Origin of the sequence: Streptomyces sp. Da 82-17 (assembly GCF_046098215.1) — a bacterium.
Taxonomy (GTDB): Bacteria; Actinomycetota; Actinomycetes; order Streptomycetales; family Streptomycetaceae; genus Streptomyces.
Window position 1 is genome coordinate 489,180 of sequence record NZ_JBJURH010000002.1, and the last position, 16,424, is coordinate 505,603.

At 72.9% G+C, this 16,424-nt stretch carries 11 protein-coding genes; 9 read left to right on the forward strand and 2 right to left on the reverse strand.

Going from position 1 to position 16,424, the window contains the following annotated elements; genetic code table 11:
- Positions 1–73: 73 nt before the first annotated feature.
- Both ACIDOF_RS05145 and ACIDOF_RS05150 read right to left on the reverse strand, forming a co-directional pair.
- Positions 74–1,540, reverse strand: coding sequence for a PepSY-associated TM helix domain-containing protein (locus ACIDOF_RS05145; RefSeq protein WP_409004437.1), 1,467 nt, complete (start codon positions 1,538–1,540; stop codon positions 74–76).
- Positions 1,541–1,615: 75 nt separating this feature from the next.
- Positions 1,616–2,269, reverse strand: coding sequence for a hypothetical protein (locus tag ACIDOF_RS05150; protein ID WP_409004439.1), 654 nt, complete (start codon positions 2,267–2,269; stop codon positions 1,616–1,618).
- 296 nt (positions 2,270–2,565) lie between these two features.
- On the opposite strand from ACIDOF_RS05150, the gene ACIDOF_RS05155 reads away from it, so the two are divergent.
- The 9 genes from ACIDOF_RS05155 (at position 2,566) to ACIDOF_RS05195 (ending at position 16,404) form a co-directional block, all read left to right on the forward strand.
- On the forward strand, positions 2,566–3,558 hold the full coding sequence (locus tag ACIDOF_RS05155) for an NAD-dependent epimerase/dehydratase family protein (protein ID WP_409004441.1): 993 nt from the start codon (positions 2,566–2,568) through the stop codon (positions 3,556–3,558).
- A gap of 149 nt (positions 3,559–3,707) precedes the next feature.
- Positions 3,708–5,180 (forward strand): DUF1996 domain-containing protein, encoded by a 1,473-nt coding sequence (locus ACIDOF_RS05160; protein WP_409004442.1) that lies wholly within the window; start codon positions 3,708–3,710, stop codon positions 5,178–5,180.
- A gap of 624 nt (positions 5,181–5,804) precedes the next feature.
- Complete coding sequence (locus ACIDOF_RS05165) at positions 5,805–8,933, forward strand: alpha-N-acetylglucosaminidase (protein WP_409004443.1); 3,129 nt, start codon at positions 5,805–5,807, stop codon at positions 8,931–8,933.
- 85 nt (positions 8,934–9,018) lie between these two features.
- Complete coding sequence (locus tag ACIDOF_RS05170; RefSeq protein WP_409004444.1) at positions 9,019–11,136, forward strand: hypothetical protein; 2,118 nt, start codon at positions 9,019–9,021, stop codon at positions 11,134–11,136.
- A gap of 144 nt (positions 11,137–11,280) precedes the next feature.
- Positions 11,281–12,231, forward strand: a complete 951-nt coding sequence (locus ACIDOF_RS05175; RefSeq protein ID WP_409004446.1) for a metal-dependent hydrolase — start codon at positions 11,281–11,283, stop codon at positions 12,229–12,231.
- A 41-nt stretch (positions 12,232–12,272) separates the two neighbouring features.
- Positions 12,273–13,349 (forward strand): PDR/VanB family oxidoreductase, encoded by a 1,077-nt coding sequence (locus ACIDOF_RS05180; protein WP_409004447.1) that lies wholly within the window; start codon positions 12,273–12,275, stop codon positions 13,347–13,349.
- Positions 13,350–13,400: 51 nt separating this feature from the next.
- The gene (locus ACIDOF_RS05185; RefSeq protein WP_409004448.1) at positions 13,401–14,108 is read left to right on the forward strand and encodes a TetR/AcrR family transcriptional regulator; all 708 of its coding nucleotides are present in this window, start codon (positions 13,401–13,403) and stop codon (positions 14,106–14,108) included.
- A 163-nt stretch (positions 14,109–14,271) separates the two neighbouring features.
- A complete protein-coding gene (locus ACIDOF_RS05190) occupies positions 14,272–15,309 on the forward strand; it encodes a LacI family DNA-binding transcriptional regulator (protein WP_409004449.1) in 1,038 nt (345 codons plus the stop codon).
- Between the two features lie 141 nt (positions 15,310–15,450).
- Positions 15,451–16,404 carry a phosphatase PAP2 family protein gene (locus tag ACIDOF_RS05195; protein ID WP_409004450.1) on the forward strand — a complete coding sequence of 318 codons (954 nt, stop codon included), beginning with the start codon at positions 15,451–15,453 and terminating at the stop codon, positions 16,402–16,404.
- Positions 16,405–16,424: the final 20 nt, after the last annotated feature.

The window sequence follows — 16,424 nt, forward strand, 5'->3', positions numbered from 1 at the left end:
GTAGCGGAACGGGCCGGGGGGCTGCATCCCGTACGTCATACCCGAGTCGTACGGGAGGCAGCCTCTGGACGCGTCAGCCGCGCGGTGACGCCGACCGGGCCCGGGCCACCCGCCCGAGCGTCACGTCGAGCGCGAGGAACGCGAGCAGGCTGAGCCCGAGCAGCGGCACGAACCAGCCGACCAGAACCGTCACAGCGGCGAGCGGCACGAGCAGCGGCAGCGGCACCTTGCGCCAGGCCCCGCGCGGCAGCGGCCGGCCGAAGCGGAGGGCGCGGTCCTTCGTCGGCCGGCGCAGCCACCACATGCGGTAGCCCCACACGATCAGCAGGACGGTGACGGCCGTCAGGGCCGCGAGCGCCAGCTGGTTGGGCAGGCCGAGGAACACGCCCATGTGCGCGTCGATGCCGAACCGGGTGAGCTTGGCGAGCAACGGGTAGTCGGCGAACGCGACTTCGTCCATGACCCGCCCGTCGGCCGGGTCGACGGCCACCGAGTCGAGGTGGACGGGGAATTCGGTGTCGGTCTCCTTGACCACGTAGCCCTGCCCGTCGACCGGCAGGATCACCGAGACCTGGCCGTCGACGCCCTCGCCGCGGGCGATCTCCAGCGCCCGGTCGACGCCGATGTCCGCGCCGCCGCCGTGGCCGCCCCCGTGGCCGCTGCCGTGCCCGGAGCCGTGGCCCTCGTGGCCGCCGCCGGCCGACGTGCCTCCGGCGAGCGTCGCGTCGACGACGGGCGTGGCTCCGCCGAGCTGGGCCTTGAAGGCGTCGATGTTGACGCCGGTGTACTTCGACCAGGTCAGACCGGTGGCGGAGAGCGCCAGGAGCCCGACCGCCGCCCACAGGCCGGCGGCGCCGTGCCAGGACAGCGTGCGGGGCCGCCCCTTCGCCTGCCCCTTCGCGGGCACGAGGAGGTCGCGACGGCGCGCCCTGCGGCGCCCGAACCACAGGGCGACCCCGCCGAGCACCACGACCCACAGCCAGCTCGCCGCCAACTCGCTGTAGTGGCGGCCGAGTTCGCCGAGGTGCAGATGGCGGTGCAGTTCGGACAGCCAGGTCCGCAGCGGGAGCGCGCCCGAGCTGCCGTAGCTGACGAGCTCTCCGCGCACCTCGGCGTCGTAGGGGTTCACGAAGACCGCGAGGGAGCGGTCGTCCGGCACGTCCGGGGTGGACAGCAGCACGCGCGTGGTGCGGTCTTTCTCGGGCGCGGGCCACACGGCGGTGACGGTGCCCTCGGGGTGCGCCGCGCGGGCGGCGGCGACCTGCTCGCTGATCGGCAGCGCCTTGTCCCCTACGGGAACCTCCAGTTCGTGCGCGTACACGATCTTCTCCGCCTGGAAGGAGAGCGAGTAGAGAAACCCGCTCAGGGCGGCGACGAGGAGGAACGGGGCGATGAGCACCCCGGCGTAGAAGTGCAGCCGCAGCAGCAGCGGCCTCAGCGCGGACCAGGAGGAGGTCCGGTCAGGCTGCTCCTCTAGTAGGTGCTGATCCTGTTGGTGATCAGACAGCTGGTCGGGTTTTGTCTGGTTTTCGATGGCCATGGCGTCCTTCGGTACGCGTACGACGGCAGGGGGAAGCGCACCCGTGGCGCCGTCGCGAAAAGCGTGACCAGAAGTTCAGGACGCCAGGGGCGTGAGTCGGAGCTCGCAGAAGGAGCGCCGGGCGGGTGGCCCGCGCCGGGTGACGGCGTACGCGAGAACGACCGCACGCGCGCGTGCGGCCGGGCGGGGCCGGGGCCGTCGGGTGAGGCGGGGCGGGACGGGCAGCCGTACCGCCGTGAGCAGCAGCCGCAGTGGGGCGAAGGCCGACGATTCGACGGCGGCGAGAAGTTGGAAGAACGCCGCCTCGCCGCGCGCCAGCCACAGGGCGCAGACCAGCGCGGCGAGCCCGTGCACGGCCAGCATCCCGAGGGAGCTGTGGTCGGCTCCTCCGCCGTGCATGCCGGCACCCGTGGACGCGCCGCTCCCGTCACCCATGGACGCGCCGCTCCCGTGGCTCGGGTGAGCCGGGGAATGCGCCTGGGAGCCGGCGAACGTCAGGTGCAGGGCGGTCTGCATCGCGAGGAGTCCCGTCGCGATGGACGGAACGCCGCGACGCCGGTGGCCGACACCCCAGGCGACGACGCCGGTGACGACGAACGCCACCAAGAGGGCGCCGAACGGGATTTCACGGCCGGACATGGAGGAATGCCCCACGGCGCCCAGCGAGACGCCCACCGCCGCGAAAATCGCGGCCCGAAAGGCGCGCAGCGGCGACCGGGCATCCGTCATGGGCGCTCATCGTGCCATCCCGGCAGACGGCTGAGTACAGGGCCTGCGCGACTTGCACAGGTCGCGCTGCACGGGTCGCACTGCACAGGTCGCACTGCGCGGGTGGTCGCCGCACAGGCCGCCGTCGCACAGGTCGCGTGCGGCTGAGCTCACCCGCTGCCAGGAACGACGCCGCGTGCGCGCCGTAATACACCGAACACGGCCGTCGCGGGGCGGGGTTCTGCTGACAGCAGCGCGAATCTTCTGTCAGCAGAGCGCCATTCCCTCGCGGCCGGTCGGGCGGCAAGCTCGGAGGCATGAAACTTCTGATCCTCGGCGGTACGGAATTCGTGGGCCGGGCCGTCGCCGAGTCGGCGCTCGCCCGCGGCTGGGACGTGACGGTGCTGCACCGCGGCCGGCACGCCCCGCCCTCGGGCGTCCGCGCCCTGCACGGCGACCGCACGGCGCCCGACGGTCTCGCGGCGCTGGCGGACGGCGAGTGGGACGCGGTGGTCGACACCTGGTCGGCTGCCCCGCGCGTCGTCCGGGACAGCGCGCGCCTGCTCGCCGACCGGGCGGGGAGATACGTGTACGTGTCGAGCGGCTCGGTCTACGAATGGGCGCCCCCGGCGGGCTTCGACGAGAGCGCGACGCTCACCCACGGCGCGGCCGACGCGGAACAGACGGCGTACGCGCAGGACAAGCGCGGCGGCGAGCTGGCCGTCCTGGAGTCCTTCGGCGAGGACCGCTCGCTGTTCGCGCGGGCGGGCCTGATCATCGGGCCGTACGAGAACGTGGGGCGGCTGCCGTGGTGGCTCGGCCGGATCGCTCGCGGCGGCCCCGTCCTCGCGCCGGGTCCGCGTGAGCTGCCGCTGCAGTTCATCGACGTACGCGACCTCGCCGAGTGGATCCTCGACGCGGCGCGCGCGGGGCTCAGCGGGCCGTACAACCTGATCGCGCCGCCCGGGCACACCACGACCGGGGCGCTCCTCGAGGCCTGCGTCCAGGTCACGGGGAGCGACGCCGAGCTGCGCTGGACGGCGCCGGAGACGATCGTCGAGGCGGGCGTCGAGCCGTGGACCCAGCTGCCGATCTGGGTGCCGCCCCACACCGAGCTGCACCAGGCGCTGCACAACGGCGACGTGTCGAAGGCCCTCGGCGCCGGCCTCCGCTGCCGTCCGGCGGAGGAGACCGTGCGGGACACCTGGGAGTGGCTGCAGTCCATAGGCGGGGTCGCGCCCCAGCGCCCCGACCGACCGCAGCTCGGACTGGCCCCGGAGGTGGAGGAGAAGCTGCTGGGCCTGGCATAGGGGCGCCCTGCCCCGGCCCCCCGGCCCCCCGGCCCTCCGGCCCCCGAGCCCCCGGCGCCCGGCGAACCGGGGGCCCGGGCCCCAGTGGTCAACTCCGCTGATTCCGGGCCGCGTTGAACGGGGCGGGCCAGTGTTGCGTACGTCAACGCATGGGACGCACATCACGCAAACGATCGACGCTGGCCGGCCGGGCGATCGCCGCCGCCGCGGCCCTGATACTCGGCGGCGGCGGGCTGGCCGTGCTGAACGTCCAGGCCTCGGCGGGCGAGGGCGACTCCCCCGACGGCCGCGACACCCGCGCCGTACAACCCGCCGCCATGACCACCATCGACTGCCCCGACGTGGGCGACGAACTGAGGGAGGTACCCCAAGCCGCACGCCAGGAGGTCGACGCCGAACTGGCCGAACTCGACCGCCAGATCACCGACACATACACACAGCTCGCCCAGGCCCAGGAGAACGGTGAGGATCCCGCCCAACTCCTCGGACCACTCGAACGACAACGCCGCGACTCCATCGGCACGATCACCTCCACCATCGAGGAGAACGGCGCGAGCACCCCCGAAAACCTCGACAGCCTCGCCCCGTGCACCCTCCGAGCACCCGACACAGCGCAAGACGGACAACAGGAGGAGCAACAACAGGAGCAACAACAGGAGCAGCCACCAGGACAAGAACAAGGGCAGGAGCAGGAGCAGGAACAGGAACAGAACCAAGGACAGAGCGGCGGGCAGGCCGGGAACGGGCCCGTCGACGGGGACTTCGTGGACATCAGGAGCGTCGACCCCGACGTCGACCTCCCCCAGCGACAAGGCGCATCCCGCGGCACGTTCACCACGGACTGCGGCACGAACCAGAACGGCAAACGCAACCCCGACAACGTCATCGTGGCGCCCGGCGTGAGCAACGGCGCACACCACATGCACGACTACGTCGGCAACCAGGCGAACGACGCGTTCGCCGACGACCAGGACCTCGCGGACGGCGCCACCAGCTGCCGCGACCAAGGCGACCGCTCCACCTACTACTGGCCCGTACTGCGCGTACAGAACGGGCAGGACGAACAAGACGCGGAAGCCGACGGCGGCGGCAACGACCAGAACGTCGGGCAGATCCAGACGCCCACCCAAGTAGAGCTGACCTTCACCGGCAGCCCCGTCGACCAAGTCACCGCCATGCCACGGTTCCTGCGCATCATCACCGGCGACGCCAAAGCGTTCACCAACGGAGACGCCAACGCCAACGCGTCCTGGAGCTGCACCGGCTTCGAAGACCGCCAACTGACCGACAAATACCCGCTCTGCCCCGACGGCAGCGACGTCGTCCGGACCTTCCGCTTCCAGAGCTGCTGGGACGGCCGCAACACCGACAGCGCCAACCACCGCACGCACGTGGCCTTCACCGACGAAGAAGGCCGCTGCCCCCAAGGCTTCCGAGCCATACCGCAGTTGGTGCAACGCATCGTGTACGACATCGAGCCGCAGCGGAACTTCGCCGTCGACTCGTTCCCCGAACAACTCCACAAACCGATCACCGACCACGGCGACTTCATCAACGTCTTCGACGAACAACTCATGGACCGGATGGTGCGCTGCATCAACGACGGCGACCGCTGCGACTGACCCCGACCATCCGTCAGCGCAGCCCCACCCGCCGCCGCCCCCCGTACCGCTGCGCGGTCAGCTCCCATGGTGGCCCGTGCCGTGACCCTCCCTCCCCCCACCACCGCTGTTCCCCGAGTGGTGCGAGGACGTCACCACGGTCCCGCCGAGCCGGCCGCGCAGCCCCACGAGCACCCGCTGCTCCCCCACCGCCAGCCACCGTCGGCCCACCAGAAAAGACCCGCCGTAGTCGTCCGCCGCATCCAGCCACTCACGCTGCCCCCGATCCGTACGGAACACGGCAAGCACATAACGGCCCTCGGCGGTACGGCAGTTGGCCTGCCGGAGATCACGGCTCGCCGACCGCACGACCGGCTCACAGCCCGCCGCCGCGGCAAGGCGATCCAGGCCCGCCGTACCGGACACCGACACCGGCCGCCCACCCCTCGGCTCACCCGCACCACCGTCAGCGCCCGCACCGCACCCCGCAACGCCCAGCACCCCCACGACCACCCACAGGACCCGCCTCATGCCTACCTCCCGACCCGTCCGCCGACGCGAACGCGCCAGCTCCGTGAGCACCGTTGAGCACCGTCATCCGCACGGTTAGCGTGCGCCGCAGCAGACGACAGAGGGGGGCACCACATGACCGCACCGTCCCGCCGCAGAGTCATCGGGACGGCCGGAGCCGTCGGCCTCGGCAGCGTCCTCGGCGCGACCGTCCCGGCCCACGCCGTCCCGGCCGCCGCCTCCGCCCGCGCCACGGGCGAGCCCACGCAGGGCCCCGCCCTCGATACGGATCCCGTGCGCGCCGCGCTCAACAGGCTGCTGCCCGAGCACGCCGAACAGATCGCGGTCGCCCGACTCGACGCCCCCGGCGAGCGGTTCAAGGTCAGCGGCGCCACCGGCCGGATCACCGTCGCCGGCACCGGGCCGCTGGCGGTGCTCACCGGCGTGCACTGGTATCTGAAATATGTGGGCGGAGCCCACATATCCTGGTCGGGCAGCCGCCTCGACCTGCCGAAACACCTCCCCGGCCCGGACCGCCCCCTGGAACGCGCCGCGACCGTCCCGCACCGCTTCGTCTTCAACGACACCCACGACGGCTACACCGCCCCGTACGCGGACTGGCCGCGCTGGGAGCGGATGATCGACGTGCTCGCGCTGCACGGCTGCAACGAAGTGCTCGTCACCGCAGGCCAGGAGGGCGTGTACCACCGGCTGCTGCAGGACTTCGGGTACTCCGACGCCGAGGCCCGCGCCTGGCTGCCCGCGCCCTCGCACCAGCCGTGGTGGCTACTGCAGAACATGAGCGCGTACGGCGGACCCGTCAGCCCCGAACTCATCGGCAAACGCGTCGAGTTGGGGCGGAAGATCGCCGACCGGATGCGTGAGCTCGGCATGAAACCGGTCCTGCCCGGCTACTTCGGCACCGTCCCGGACGGCTTCGCCGCACGCAACCCGGGCGCGCGCACGATCCCGCAGGGCGACTGGAACGGCCTGCGCAGGCCCGAGTGGCTCGACCCGCGCACCGAGGTGTTCGACCGGGTGGCGGCGGCCTTCTACCGGCACCAGGCCGAACTCTTCGGCGAGATCGACCTGTTCAAGATGGACCTGCTGCACGAGGGCGGACATCCGGGCGACGTGCCGGTGCCCGACGCGGCGCGCGCCGTGGAGCGGGCCCTGCGCGCCGCGCGCCCCCGGGCGATCTGGACGATCCTCGGCTGGCAGGCCAACCCGCGCCGCGACCTGATCGACGCGCTCGACAAGGAACAGCTGCTGATCGTGGACGGCCTGTCCGACCTGGAGACCGTCACCGACCGGGAGCGGGACTGGGGCGGAGCGCCGTACGCGTTCGGCACCATCCCCAACTTCGGCGGCCGCACCACCATCGGCGCGAAGACCCACATGTGGACGGAGCGGTTCACGGTCTGGCGGGACAAGCCGGGCTCGACGCTCGCGGGCACGGCGTACATGCCGGAGGCCGCCGAGCGCGACCCGGCCGCCCTGGAACTCTTCAGCGAACTCGCCTGGCGCGAGGAGGCCATCGACCGGACCGAGTGGTTCCGGGCGTACGCGGATCTGCGGTACGGAGGCCGGGACGAGCGGGCGCGGGCGGCGACGGCGGCGCTGCGCGAGAGCGCGTACCGGATCACCAGCCGGGACGGCAGGCCGCACGACTCGATCTTCGCGGCCCGCCCGAGCCTGACCGCCAACTCGGGCACGTACTACGCGACGCACACGCCCGCGTTCTCGCCCGGCACGTTCGACCGGGCGTTCGCGGCGCTGCTCGGGGTGGACGCGTCGCTGCGCGGCTCGGACGCGTACCGCCACGACCTCACGGATCTCGCGCGGCAGGCGCTCGCCAACCGGTCCTGGCAGTTGCTGCCGCAGCTGCGGGCGGCGTACGGCAGGAAGGACCTGGAGACGTTCCGGGTGCTCGCGCGGCTGTGGCTGCGGCTGATGCGGCTGAGTGAGGACGTCACCGGCTCGCACCGCGCGTTCCTGCTCGGGCCGTGGCTGGACGATGCGAAGCGGATGGCGTCGAACAGCACCGAGGAGGCCCGACTGGAGCACACCGCGCGGGTGTTGATCACCACATGGGCGGACCGCGGCACCGCCGACGGCGGACGCCTCGCCAACTACGCGAACCGTGACTGGCACGGCCTGATCGGCGACTTCCACCTGCCGCAGTGGACGGCCTACCTGGACGAGCTGGAGGACGCGCTCGCGGCGGGCCGGGAACCGCGGACGTTCGACTGGTACGCGATCGAGGAGCCGTGGACGCGGGAGCGGAAGGAGTATCCGCTCCGGCCGCCGAACGACGCGTACCGCACGGCCAAGCAGGCGCACGATGTGCTGGCACGCGCCCCCTATCAGGGCCGAATCGTGCTCAGCGCCGAACCGTCGGCGTTCCCGCCCGGCGGGCACGCGCGCGTGGAGGCGGTTTTCACCAACGTCAACGGCCTGCGCGCCACGGGGCGCGTCGACTTCGAGCTGACCGGACTGCGGGCGGAGCCCGAGGGAAGCACCTCGCTCCCCTCCGTTCCGGCGGCCGGCGAGGGCGAGGTCGCCTGGCGCGCCACGGCCCCGGACGAGCCGCTGACGAGGCCGCTGAGACCGCTGCCGTACGAACTGTCCGTGCGGTACGGGCCGTTGGGCGAGGACCGGGTGACGACGGTGGTCGACGGCAGCCTGTACGTGGCGGGGCCGCTGGACGAGGGGTGGCGGACGTACACCAGCAACGGGGCGGTGTTCGGGCAGGCCGGCGAGCGGTTCGCGGTGAACGGCGGCGGCCAGGACCTGTGGAAGGGGACCAGCGAGTTCGGCACGGCGTACCGCGCGGGCGCCCTGCGGGACGGGGTCGCGGCGACGGTGCGGGTGGACGCGCAGGATGCGACGGGCCCGTGGGCGCGCGCAGGGCTCATCGCCCGCAACTCCCTTGCCGCGCCCGGCTCCCCGGGCTTCGTGAACCTCGCCGTGACGCCCGCGAACGGTGTGGTCCTGTCGTACGACACGAACGGGGACGGCACCCTCGACACGTACAAGCGGATCACCGGCATCGCGGCTCCGGTGCTGCTGCGGCTGAGCCGGGCCGGGGGTGTCTTCCGGGGCGAGTGCTCGACGGACGGCGGGGCGAGCTGGCGGACGGTCGGGGAGGTGCCGGTCGCGGGCGCGGGGCAGGCGCAGGACGTGGGCTTCTTCATGTCGGCGACGCACGGCGGAAGCGGGGAGCGCGGGACGGTGGAGTTCAGCGGGTTCACGCTGGGGTGAGGCGGCCGGGACCGGCGGGCATCAACTCGCCTGCGGCGATGGCCCGTTCGGGTGACCATCCGACGATTCGCTCGTTCTGCTGAACGTGAGTTCCTCGGACGCCGCCACCCGAACCGTGCCCTCCGCCGGTCCCGCTCCCGTCGTGGACGTGGAGCAGGCCGAGGCCGCGCTCGTCGAGCACTATCCGCGGCTCGTACGGCTCGGCTACCTCGTGCTGCCGCCGTCACTGGGACGCAACCGGCGGGTGCTGACCGCGCACTGGCTCACCCAGCGCGCCCTCCCCCGCGGCCGCACCACCGTCGAACGCGCCGCGATCCCCGCACAGCGCACGGCGAGCGGCCGGACGGCGAACGGGCTGCCGCCGAACGACAACCGGCACAACACCCCGCGCGGCAGCGGCAACGAGGGAGACCGCCCCGGCGACCGCACTGGGCACCGCCCCGGCGACCGCCGCCCCGACCGGCCCAGCGCCCACCACCCCGGCGACCGCCCCGGCAGCGACGCCGGATACGCCTACGTACGCCTGCGCGTCCTCCGCAGCGCGCTGGAGGCCGGGCTTCCGCTGCGTCGGCGGGCCTGGCCGAAGCGCGCCCAACTGCCGCCGCTGCTCCCGCAGGTGTGGGGCCTGCGACTGTTCCCGCGCTCCGGCGGCGCCGACGAACTCGCCCTCGACCAGCAGCTCTCCGCGCTCGGCGGCCCGGCCCGCGCCGCGTACGTGCTGCGCGGCCTGGAGCAGTTACCGGACGCCGAAGTGCGCAGGCTCCTGGAGGGCGCCGGGGTCGCCGACCCGCACGCGGCACTCGCGGAGGCCGACGGCGTGACCGCCCCGTACGCGCTGCTCGACTCCTCCGAGTTCGACCCGTGCTCCCTGCAGGCCAGGCCGCCGGACCTGGTGCGGCGCCGACAGCACGGCCGGGCCGCGCTCGCCGCCGCCGCGGCGGCCCTGGTGTGCGGAACGCTGCTCGCGCTGCCCGGCGACGGCCTCGCACCCGACGAGCCCGCCCCACCCGCGTACGCCCGAGGCGCCCTGGGCCCCGGCGGCGCGCACACCGCCCAAGCGGCCCTGGATCCACGGAAGTTGACGCGGGCGGACGAGGACGCGTGGCGGAGCTCGGCACGCACCGACTACACCGTGTGGCCCGCGCGCGGCTCCCTCACCGGCGACCGCGAACTGCTCGGCCGTGCGCTCGCCGTGTGGGCGAGCCCCGGCCCGTCCGTGCAGGTCTCGGCCACGCCCGGCACACCGCAGGGCGCCCCGCCCGGCCCGGCGCAACTCCTGTACGCGGGCGAGGTCGGCCGGGCGCGCGTGGTGGTGCTGCACGACGGCCTGCGCCTGGTGCGGTACGCCGAGCCGCGGTCCGGGCCCGACGGCGGCGCGGCCCTGGACTTCGCGCGGGTCGACGGCGCGGGTCAGGCCACGTCGGGGGCGGTGGTCGTGGGCCGGGGCAAGGGTGAGGTGCGGTATCTGACGGCGCCGTGGGTGCGTACCGTCGGCGTGCGGGACCTGCGCCGACCGGAGGCGCCGGCACGGGAGTTGGCGCTGTCGGCGGACGGGGTGACGGCCTCGGTGCCCGCCGTGCCGCGGCCCGGCGCGTGCGGCGAGGTCGCGGCCCTGGAGCTGCGCGAGGCGGGCGGCACTCCGGGCACCCGGCTCGTGACCGACCTCGGCGAGCTCACCCCCGCCCTCCTCACCTCCGGCCGCCCAATCGCCCCGCGCGACGTGAACGGCCCGTCGGCGCGGGCGGGTTGGGCGCGTACCGCCTGCCTGCTGGGCGCGGTGCGGTCGAACGGGGTGCGGTCGGTGAACTCGTGGGCGTACGCGACGCAGCGGCTGCCCGAGGGCAACGGGACGGCCACGTGGGTGTGCACGCGGGCCGACACGTGGCGGGGCACGGGCGGCAGGGTGCTCGCCCAGTTCCAGGCGCCCGGCAAGGAGAGCGGGGCGATCGCGGCACGCGCGCAGGACTCGCCGGCGTGCGGGGCGCGTGAACCGCGGGTGCTCGCCGGGGTGCTGTGGAAGTCCCGCGCGGGCAACTGGCACGTGCTGGCGGCGGGCAGCAAGGACGTGGCGTCGATCGGCGTCACGGGCGGTGCGCGTGGCACGGCGACCGGCAATGTCCTCGCGGCGCCCGCGCACAAGGGGGCCCACTCCCGGCTGACGGGCCGGCTCGCGAACGGTACGGAGGTGCGGGCGCTGCGCTGACACCCCCTGCCACGCAGGCCCACGGGGCCCCGCGTCCCTCCCCGTTCCCCACAGCCCCACCGCGCCGAAAGCCCATCAGGACAGCACCGAAAAAGCTCTGCACAGGGGGTACACCCCGACCGTACCCGTCAGTACATTGACGCCATGTCTAATACGCCGCAGGCCCGGCCGGACCGGGCGCCGCAGCCCATCGCTTCCGAGTGGACGGCCCTGAAGGCCCGGAAGGTCTCCTTCGCCTGGGACGAGACGCCACTGCACTGGCTGCCCGGCGACCCGTTCACGACGCACACCATCAACGTCCTGCACCTGCTGCTGCCCGCGGGCGAGCGCTGGTTCGTGCACGTCTACAAGCAGATCCTCCCGTACATCGAGGACGAGCAGCTGCGGGCCGACGTGATCGGGTTCATCGGGCAGGAGGCGATGCACTCCCAGGCCCACGACGAGGTGCTTCCGCATCTGCGGGAGCAGGGCCTGGACCCGACCCCGTACACGGCGCAGATCGACTGGTTCTTCGAGAAGCTGCTCGGTGACCGGACGCTGCCGCCGGGCAAGCCGCGCAAGTGGTGGCTGATGGAGCGGGTCGCGCTGATCGCGGCGATCGAGCACTACACCGCGTTCCTCGGCGACTGGGTCCTGAACGCCGACGAGCTGGACCGGCGGGGCGCCGACCCGACCATGCTGGACCTGCTGCGCTGGCACGGCGCCGAGGAGGTCGAGCACCGCTCGGTGGCGTTCGACCTGTTCATGCATGTCGACGGCTCGTACGCGCGCCGGGTGCGGACCTGGGCGACCGCGTTCACGGCGCTGGTGTTCCTGTGGCAGCGCGGGGCGCGGTTCTTCATGGAGAACGACCCGACGCTCGTGGACGGCAAGGCGTCCTTCAAGGAGTTCTTCGCGAAGGGCCGGCAGGGCGTGCTGCCGACCGCGGGAGCGATGGCGCGTTCCATCCCCCGGTACCTGAACCGCGCGTACCACCCCTCGCACGAGGGCTCCACCGAGCAGGCCGTCGCCTACCTGGCGTCGTCCCCGGCCGCCCTCGCCGCCGAGGCCCGCGAGAAGGGCGTCACCGCGACCCGCGAGAAGGGCGCCGCCTGAGATGCGTGCAGTGCCGAAGAACCGGAAAGGCGCCGTCTGACATGCCCAAGCTCCGCACCGTCGCCGCCGTCGCGGGCGCAGCCCTGCTCGTACGACGGGCCGTGCGCCGCCGGATGAGCACGGCCCCGCTGTGGCCGATGCCCGCCCTGGAGACCCCGATATCGGGCCGCCCGCGCGGCCGAGCCCACCGCCTCCGGGTCGCCGCGCGCACCGAGGTCGCCGACGGCGTGGTCCGGCTGCGCCTCGTACCGCGCGACCCGGCCGCGGGCCCGCTGCCCGCCTGGGCGCCGGGAGCCCACCTGGACCTGGTGCTGCCCTCGGGCACGGTCCGGCAGTACTCGCTGTGCGGCGATCCCGAGGACCGGTCCGCGTACACCGTGGCGACCCGGCTGATCGAGGACGGCCGCGGCGGCTCGCGGGAGGTGCACGAGAAGCTGGCCGAGGGCACGGAGGTCGAGGTGCGCGGCCCGCGGAACCGGTTCCCGCTCGAACCCGCGCACGCGTACGTGTTCGTGGCCGGCGGCATCGGCATCACCCCGATCCTGCCGATGCTGCGCGCCGCCGAACTGTCCGGCGCGCAGTGGCAGTTGGTGTACGCGGGCCGCTCGCGCGCGTCGATGCCGTTCCTCGACGAGGTGGCGCGGCTCGGCCGCAGCAGCCACGGCCGGGTGACGGTGCTCGCCGAGGACGAGGACGGCCGGCCGGACGCCGCCGCGCTGTTCGACGGGGCTCCGCAGGCCGCCGCCGTGTACTGCTGCGGTCCCGAGGGCCTGATGGACGCGGTGGCCGCCGCCCTGCCGCACGGCAGCACCCTGCACCTGGAACGGTTCACGCCCGCCACGGCGACCGAGGGCAACACCGCCTTCGAGGTCGAACTCCGGCGCAGCGGCGGCACGGTGGAGGTCCCGGCCGACGAGTCGGTGCTCGCCGCGGTCCGCAAGAAGCTGCCGAGCGTCGCGTACTCCTGCGAGCAGGGCTTCTGCGGGACCTGCCGACTCCGGGTCGTGGCGGGCGAGGTGGACCACCGGGACGAGCTGCTCGACGACGAGGAACGGCGCGACTCGATGCTGATCTGCGTCTCCCGCGCCCGCGGCGACAAGCTGGTCCTCGACCTGTGAGCGCCGCCGACCCCTGGCGGTGAACGCACCCCCGGCCGTTAGGGTGTTCGTATGACGACCGGGGTGCGCCGCAGGATGGGAGTCGAGGAGCGGCGACAGCAGTTGATCGCCGTCGCGCTCGAACTGTTCAGCCACCGCTCCCCCGACGAGGTGTCGATCGACGAGATAGCGGGCGCGGCGGGCATCTCCCGCCCGCTCGTGTACCACTACTTCCCGGGCAAGCGCAGCCTGTACGAAGCGGCGCTGCGCAAGGCCGCCGTCGATCTCGCCGCGCGGTTCGAGGAACCCCGCGAAGGCCCCCTCGGCGCCCGCCTGTTGCGGGTGATGGGCCGCTTCTTCGACTTCGTCGACCAGCACGGGCCCGGCTTCGCGGCGCTGATGCGGGGCGGCCCGGCGGTCGGCTCGTCCGCCACCAACGCCCTGATCAACTCGGTCCGGCAGGCCGCGTACGAGCAGATCCTCGCGCACCTCGGCATCGACGAGCCGTCCGCCCGGCTCCAACTCGTCGTCCGCTCCTGGGTGTCGCTCGCCGAGTCGACGGCGCTGCTCTGGCTCGACGGCCGCCGGGTGCCGCGCGCCGAGCTCGAACTCCAACTCGTCCACGACTTCGCCGCGCTGGCCGCGGTGAGTGCGGCGTACGACGAGGGCATGGCGGGCGTGCTGCGCGGCATGCTGGCCGAGGAACCGGCGGACGGGCCGTTCGGGGATCTCGTCAGCCGGCTCGTGGGGTTGAAGTTGGCGCCGGTGCACGGCAGTTGAGGGTGGCCTCCGCTCGCCCGCCGCAACCCGTCTGCCCTGTTCCGTTTCGTCGCCGGGTGCGGATCGTCGTGGGTTGCTCGCGCAGTTCCCCGCGCCCCTACGGGCGCCTCCCCTCACCGGATCCCGATAGGCATCCGTACATCCGCCCGGTACAGTCGCGCCCATGACCGCGAGGCTTGCCGACATCGCAGCCCAGGCGGGGGTCAGCGAGGCCACGGTCAGCAGGGTGCTGAACGGGAAGCCGGGCGTAGCCGCGACCACCCGCCAGTCCGTGCTTGCCGCGCTCGACGTGCTCGGGTACGAGCGGCCGGTCCGGCTGCGCAGCCGCAGCGCGGGGCTCGTCGGCCTGATCACGCCGGAGCTGGAGAACCCGATCTTCCCGGCCCTCGCGCAGGTCATCGGCCAGGCCCTGACCCGGCAGGGGTACACGCCGGTGCTCGCCACCCAGACCCCCGGCGGCTCCACCGAGGACGAGCTGACGGAGATGCTCGTGGACCGCGGCGTCTCCGGCATCATCTTCGTCTCCGGGCTGCACGCGGACACCAGCGCCGACATGGACCGGTACGAGCAGCTGCGCGCGCAGGGCGTGCCGTTCGTGCTCGTCGACGGCTTCTCGGAGAAGGTGCGGGCCCCGTTCATCTCGCCCGACGACCGGGCCGCGATGCGCCTGGCCGTCACGCATCTCGTGTCCCTCGGCCACACCGACATCGGCCTGGCCCTCGGCCCGAAGCGTTTCGTGCCGGTCCAGCGCAAGATCGAGGGCTTCGTGCGCGCCGTACGGGAACAGCTCGGCGTGAGCGAGGAGACCGTGCACGAGCGGCTCGTGCAGCATTCGCTGTTCACCCTTGAGGGCGGGCAGGCCGCGGCCTCGGCGCTGATCGACCGGGGCTGCACGGCCGTGGTGTGCGCGAGCGACATGATGGCCCTCGGCGCCATCCGCGCCGCCCGGCAGCGGGGCCTCGAAGTGCCGGACGACATCTCGGTGGTCGGCTTCGACGACTCCCCGCTGATCGCGTTCACCGACCCGCCGCTGACCACGGTCCGCAAGCCGGTCCCGGCGATGGGCCAGGCCGCGGTCAACACCCTGCTCGAAGAGATCGGCGGCACGCCGGCCCCGCGCAGCGAATTCGTGTTCATGCCGGAACTCGTCGTACGCGGTTCAACGGCTTCTGCGCGCAAGGCTTCTGCCCCTAAGGGTTGAACCTGAGATTCCTCGTCCGAAGGTATTTCTCCGGGGGGACGGAAGCAGATGCCGAAGTAGTCCCTGAGGCGTAGAAAATGCACTGCGGACCCACCCGAGGGATGATCGTGCAAAGGTGAATTTCTGGCAGACTTTCTGTCCATGGGTGAGACGAATGTGAGCACACGGGAAGGCCGGACGGCGGCCGGAACCTCACCCCTCGTCGCGGAGGTCCAGACCCGTCCGGAAGGGACCTTCGTGCGCCGCCTGCGCACCCCCCGGCGCCCCCGTCTCTGGTACGAGCTGGCCCTGATCGCGGTGAGTTACTGGCTGTACTCACTGGTCCGCAATGCCGTACCGGAACAGCAGGCCGCGGCGATGCGGAACGCCGACTGGATCTGGCAGGCGGAACACGCGATCGGCCTTGCATTCGAGCGCACGGTCAACCACGCCGTGAACTCGGTGACATGGCTGGTCGTCGGCATGAACTACTACTACGCGACACTGCACTTCATTGTGACGATCGCCGTTCTGGTGTGGCTGTACCGCCGCCACCCCGGACGGTACGCGGCCATGCGCACGGTGTTGTTCGCGACCACCGGACTCGCCCTGATCGGTTTCTACTTCTTCCCGCTCGCCCCGCCGCGGCTGTTCGACGGCGGCGGCTTCGTCGACACGGTCCTGGTGCACGAGACATGGGGGTCGATGGCGTCCGGCGACCTCAAGCACATGACGAACCAGTACGCGGCGATGCCGTCCATGCACATCGGGTGGTCGCTGTGGTGCGGGCTCGCGCTGTTCACGCTGTCGCGGGTGCCGTGGGTGCGGGTGCTCGCGGTGCTGTACCCGCTGGCGACGCTCGTGGTCATCATCGCCACGGCCAACCACTTCTGGCTCGACGCGGTCGGCGGGCTCCTCTGCCTCCTCGTCGGCCTCGCGGCGGCGTACGCCTGGTACGGCACGGCGCCGTACCGCTTGCCGCGGTCTGCCCCCGAGCGCCCCAAAGGGGCGCGGGGAACTGCGCGAGCAACCACGACGGCGGGAGAGCCGGAGTCGGTCAAAAGCCCCTCCGGCGTCGGAGGCCCCTCCGGCGTCGGAGGCCCCTCCGGCGATTGAGGAGAAGCAGGGGCCCGGGG

Bases quoted from the DNA above. Each gene is read 5' to 3' on its own strand.
- ACIDOF_RS05150 (WP_409004439.1), bottom strand. From the start codon at position 2,269: ATGACGGATGCCCGGTCGCCGCTGCGCGCCTTTCGGGCCGCGATTTTC.
- ACIDOF_RS05165 (WP_409004443.1), top strand. From the start codon at position 5,805: ATGACCGCACCGTCCCGCCGCAGAGTCATCGGGACGGCCGGAGCCGTC.
- ACIDOF_RS05160 (WP_409004442.1), top strand. From the start codon at position 3,708: ATGGGACGCACATCACGCAAACGATCGACGCTGGCCGGCCGGGCGATC.
- ACIDOF_RS05175 (WP_409004446.1), top strand. From the start codon at position 11,281: ATGTCTAATACGCCGCAGGCCCGGCCGGACCGGGCGCCGCAGCCCATC.
- ACIDOF_RS05180 (WP_409004447.1), top strand. From the start codon at position 12,273: ATGCCCAAGCTCCGCACCGTCGCCGCCGTCGCGGGCGCAGCCCTGCTC.
- ACIDOF_RS05185 (WP_409004448.1), top strand. From the start codon at position 13,401: ATGACGACCGGGGTGCGCCGCAGGATGGGAGTCGAGGAGCGGCGACAG.
- ACIDOF_RS05145 (WP_409004437.1), bottom strand. From the start codon at position 1,540: ATGGCCATCGAAAACCAGACAAAACCCGACCAGCTGTCTGATCACCAA.
- ACIDOF_RS05190 (WP_409004449.1), top strand. From the start codon at position 14,272: ATGACCGCGAGGCTTGCCGACATCGCAGCCCAGGCGGGGGTCAGCGAG.
- ACIDOF_RS05195 (WP_409004450.1), top strand. From the start codon at position 15,451: ATGGGTGAGACGAATGTGAGCACACGGGAAGGCCGGACGGCGGCCGGA.
- ACIDOF_RS05155 (WP_409004441.1), top strand. From the start codon at position 2,566: ATGAAACTTCTGATCCTCGGCGGTACGGAATTCGTGGGCCGGGCCGTC.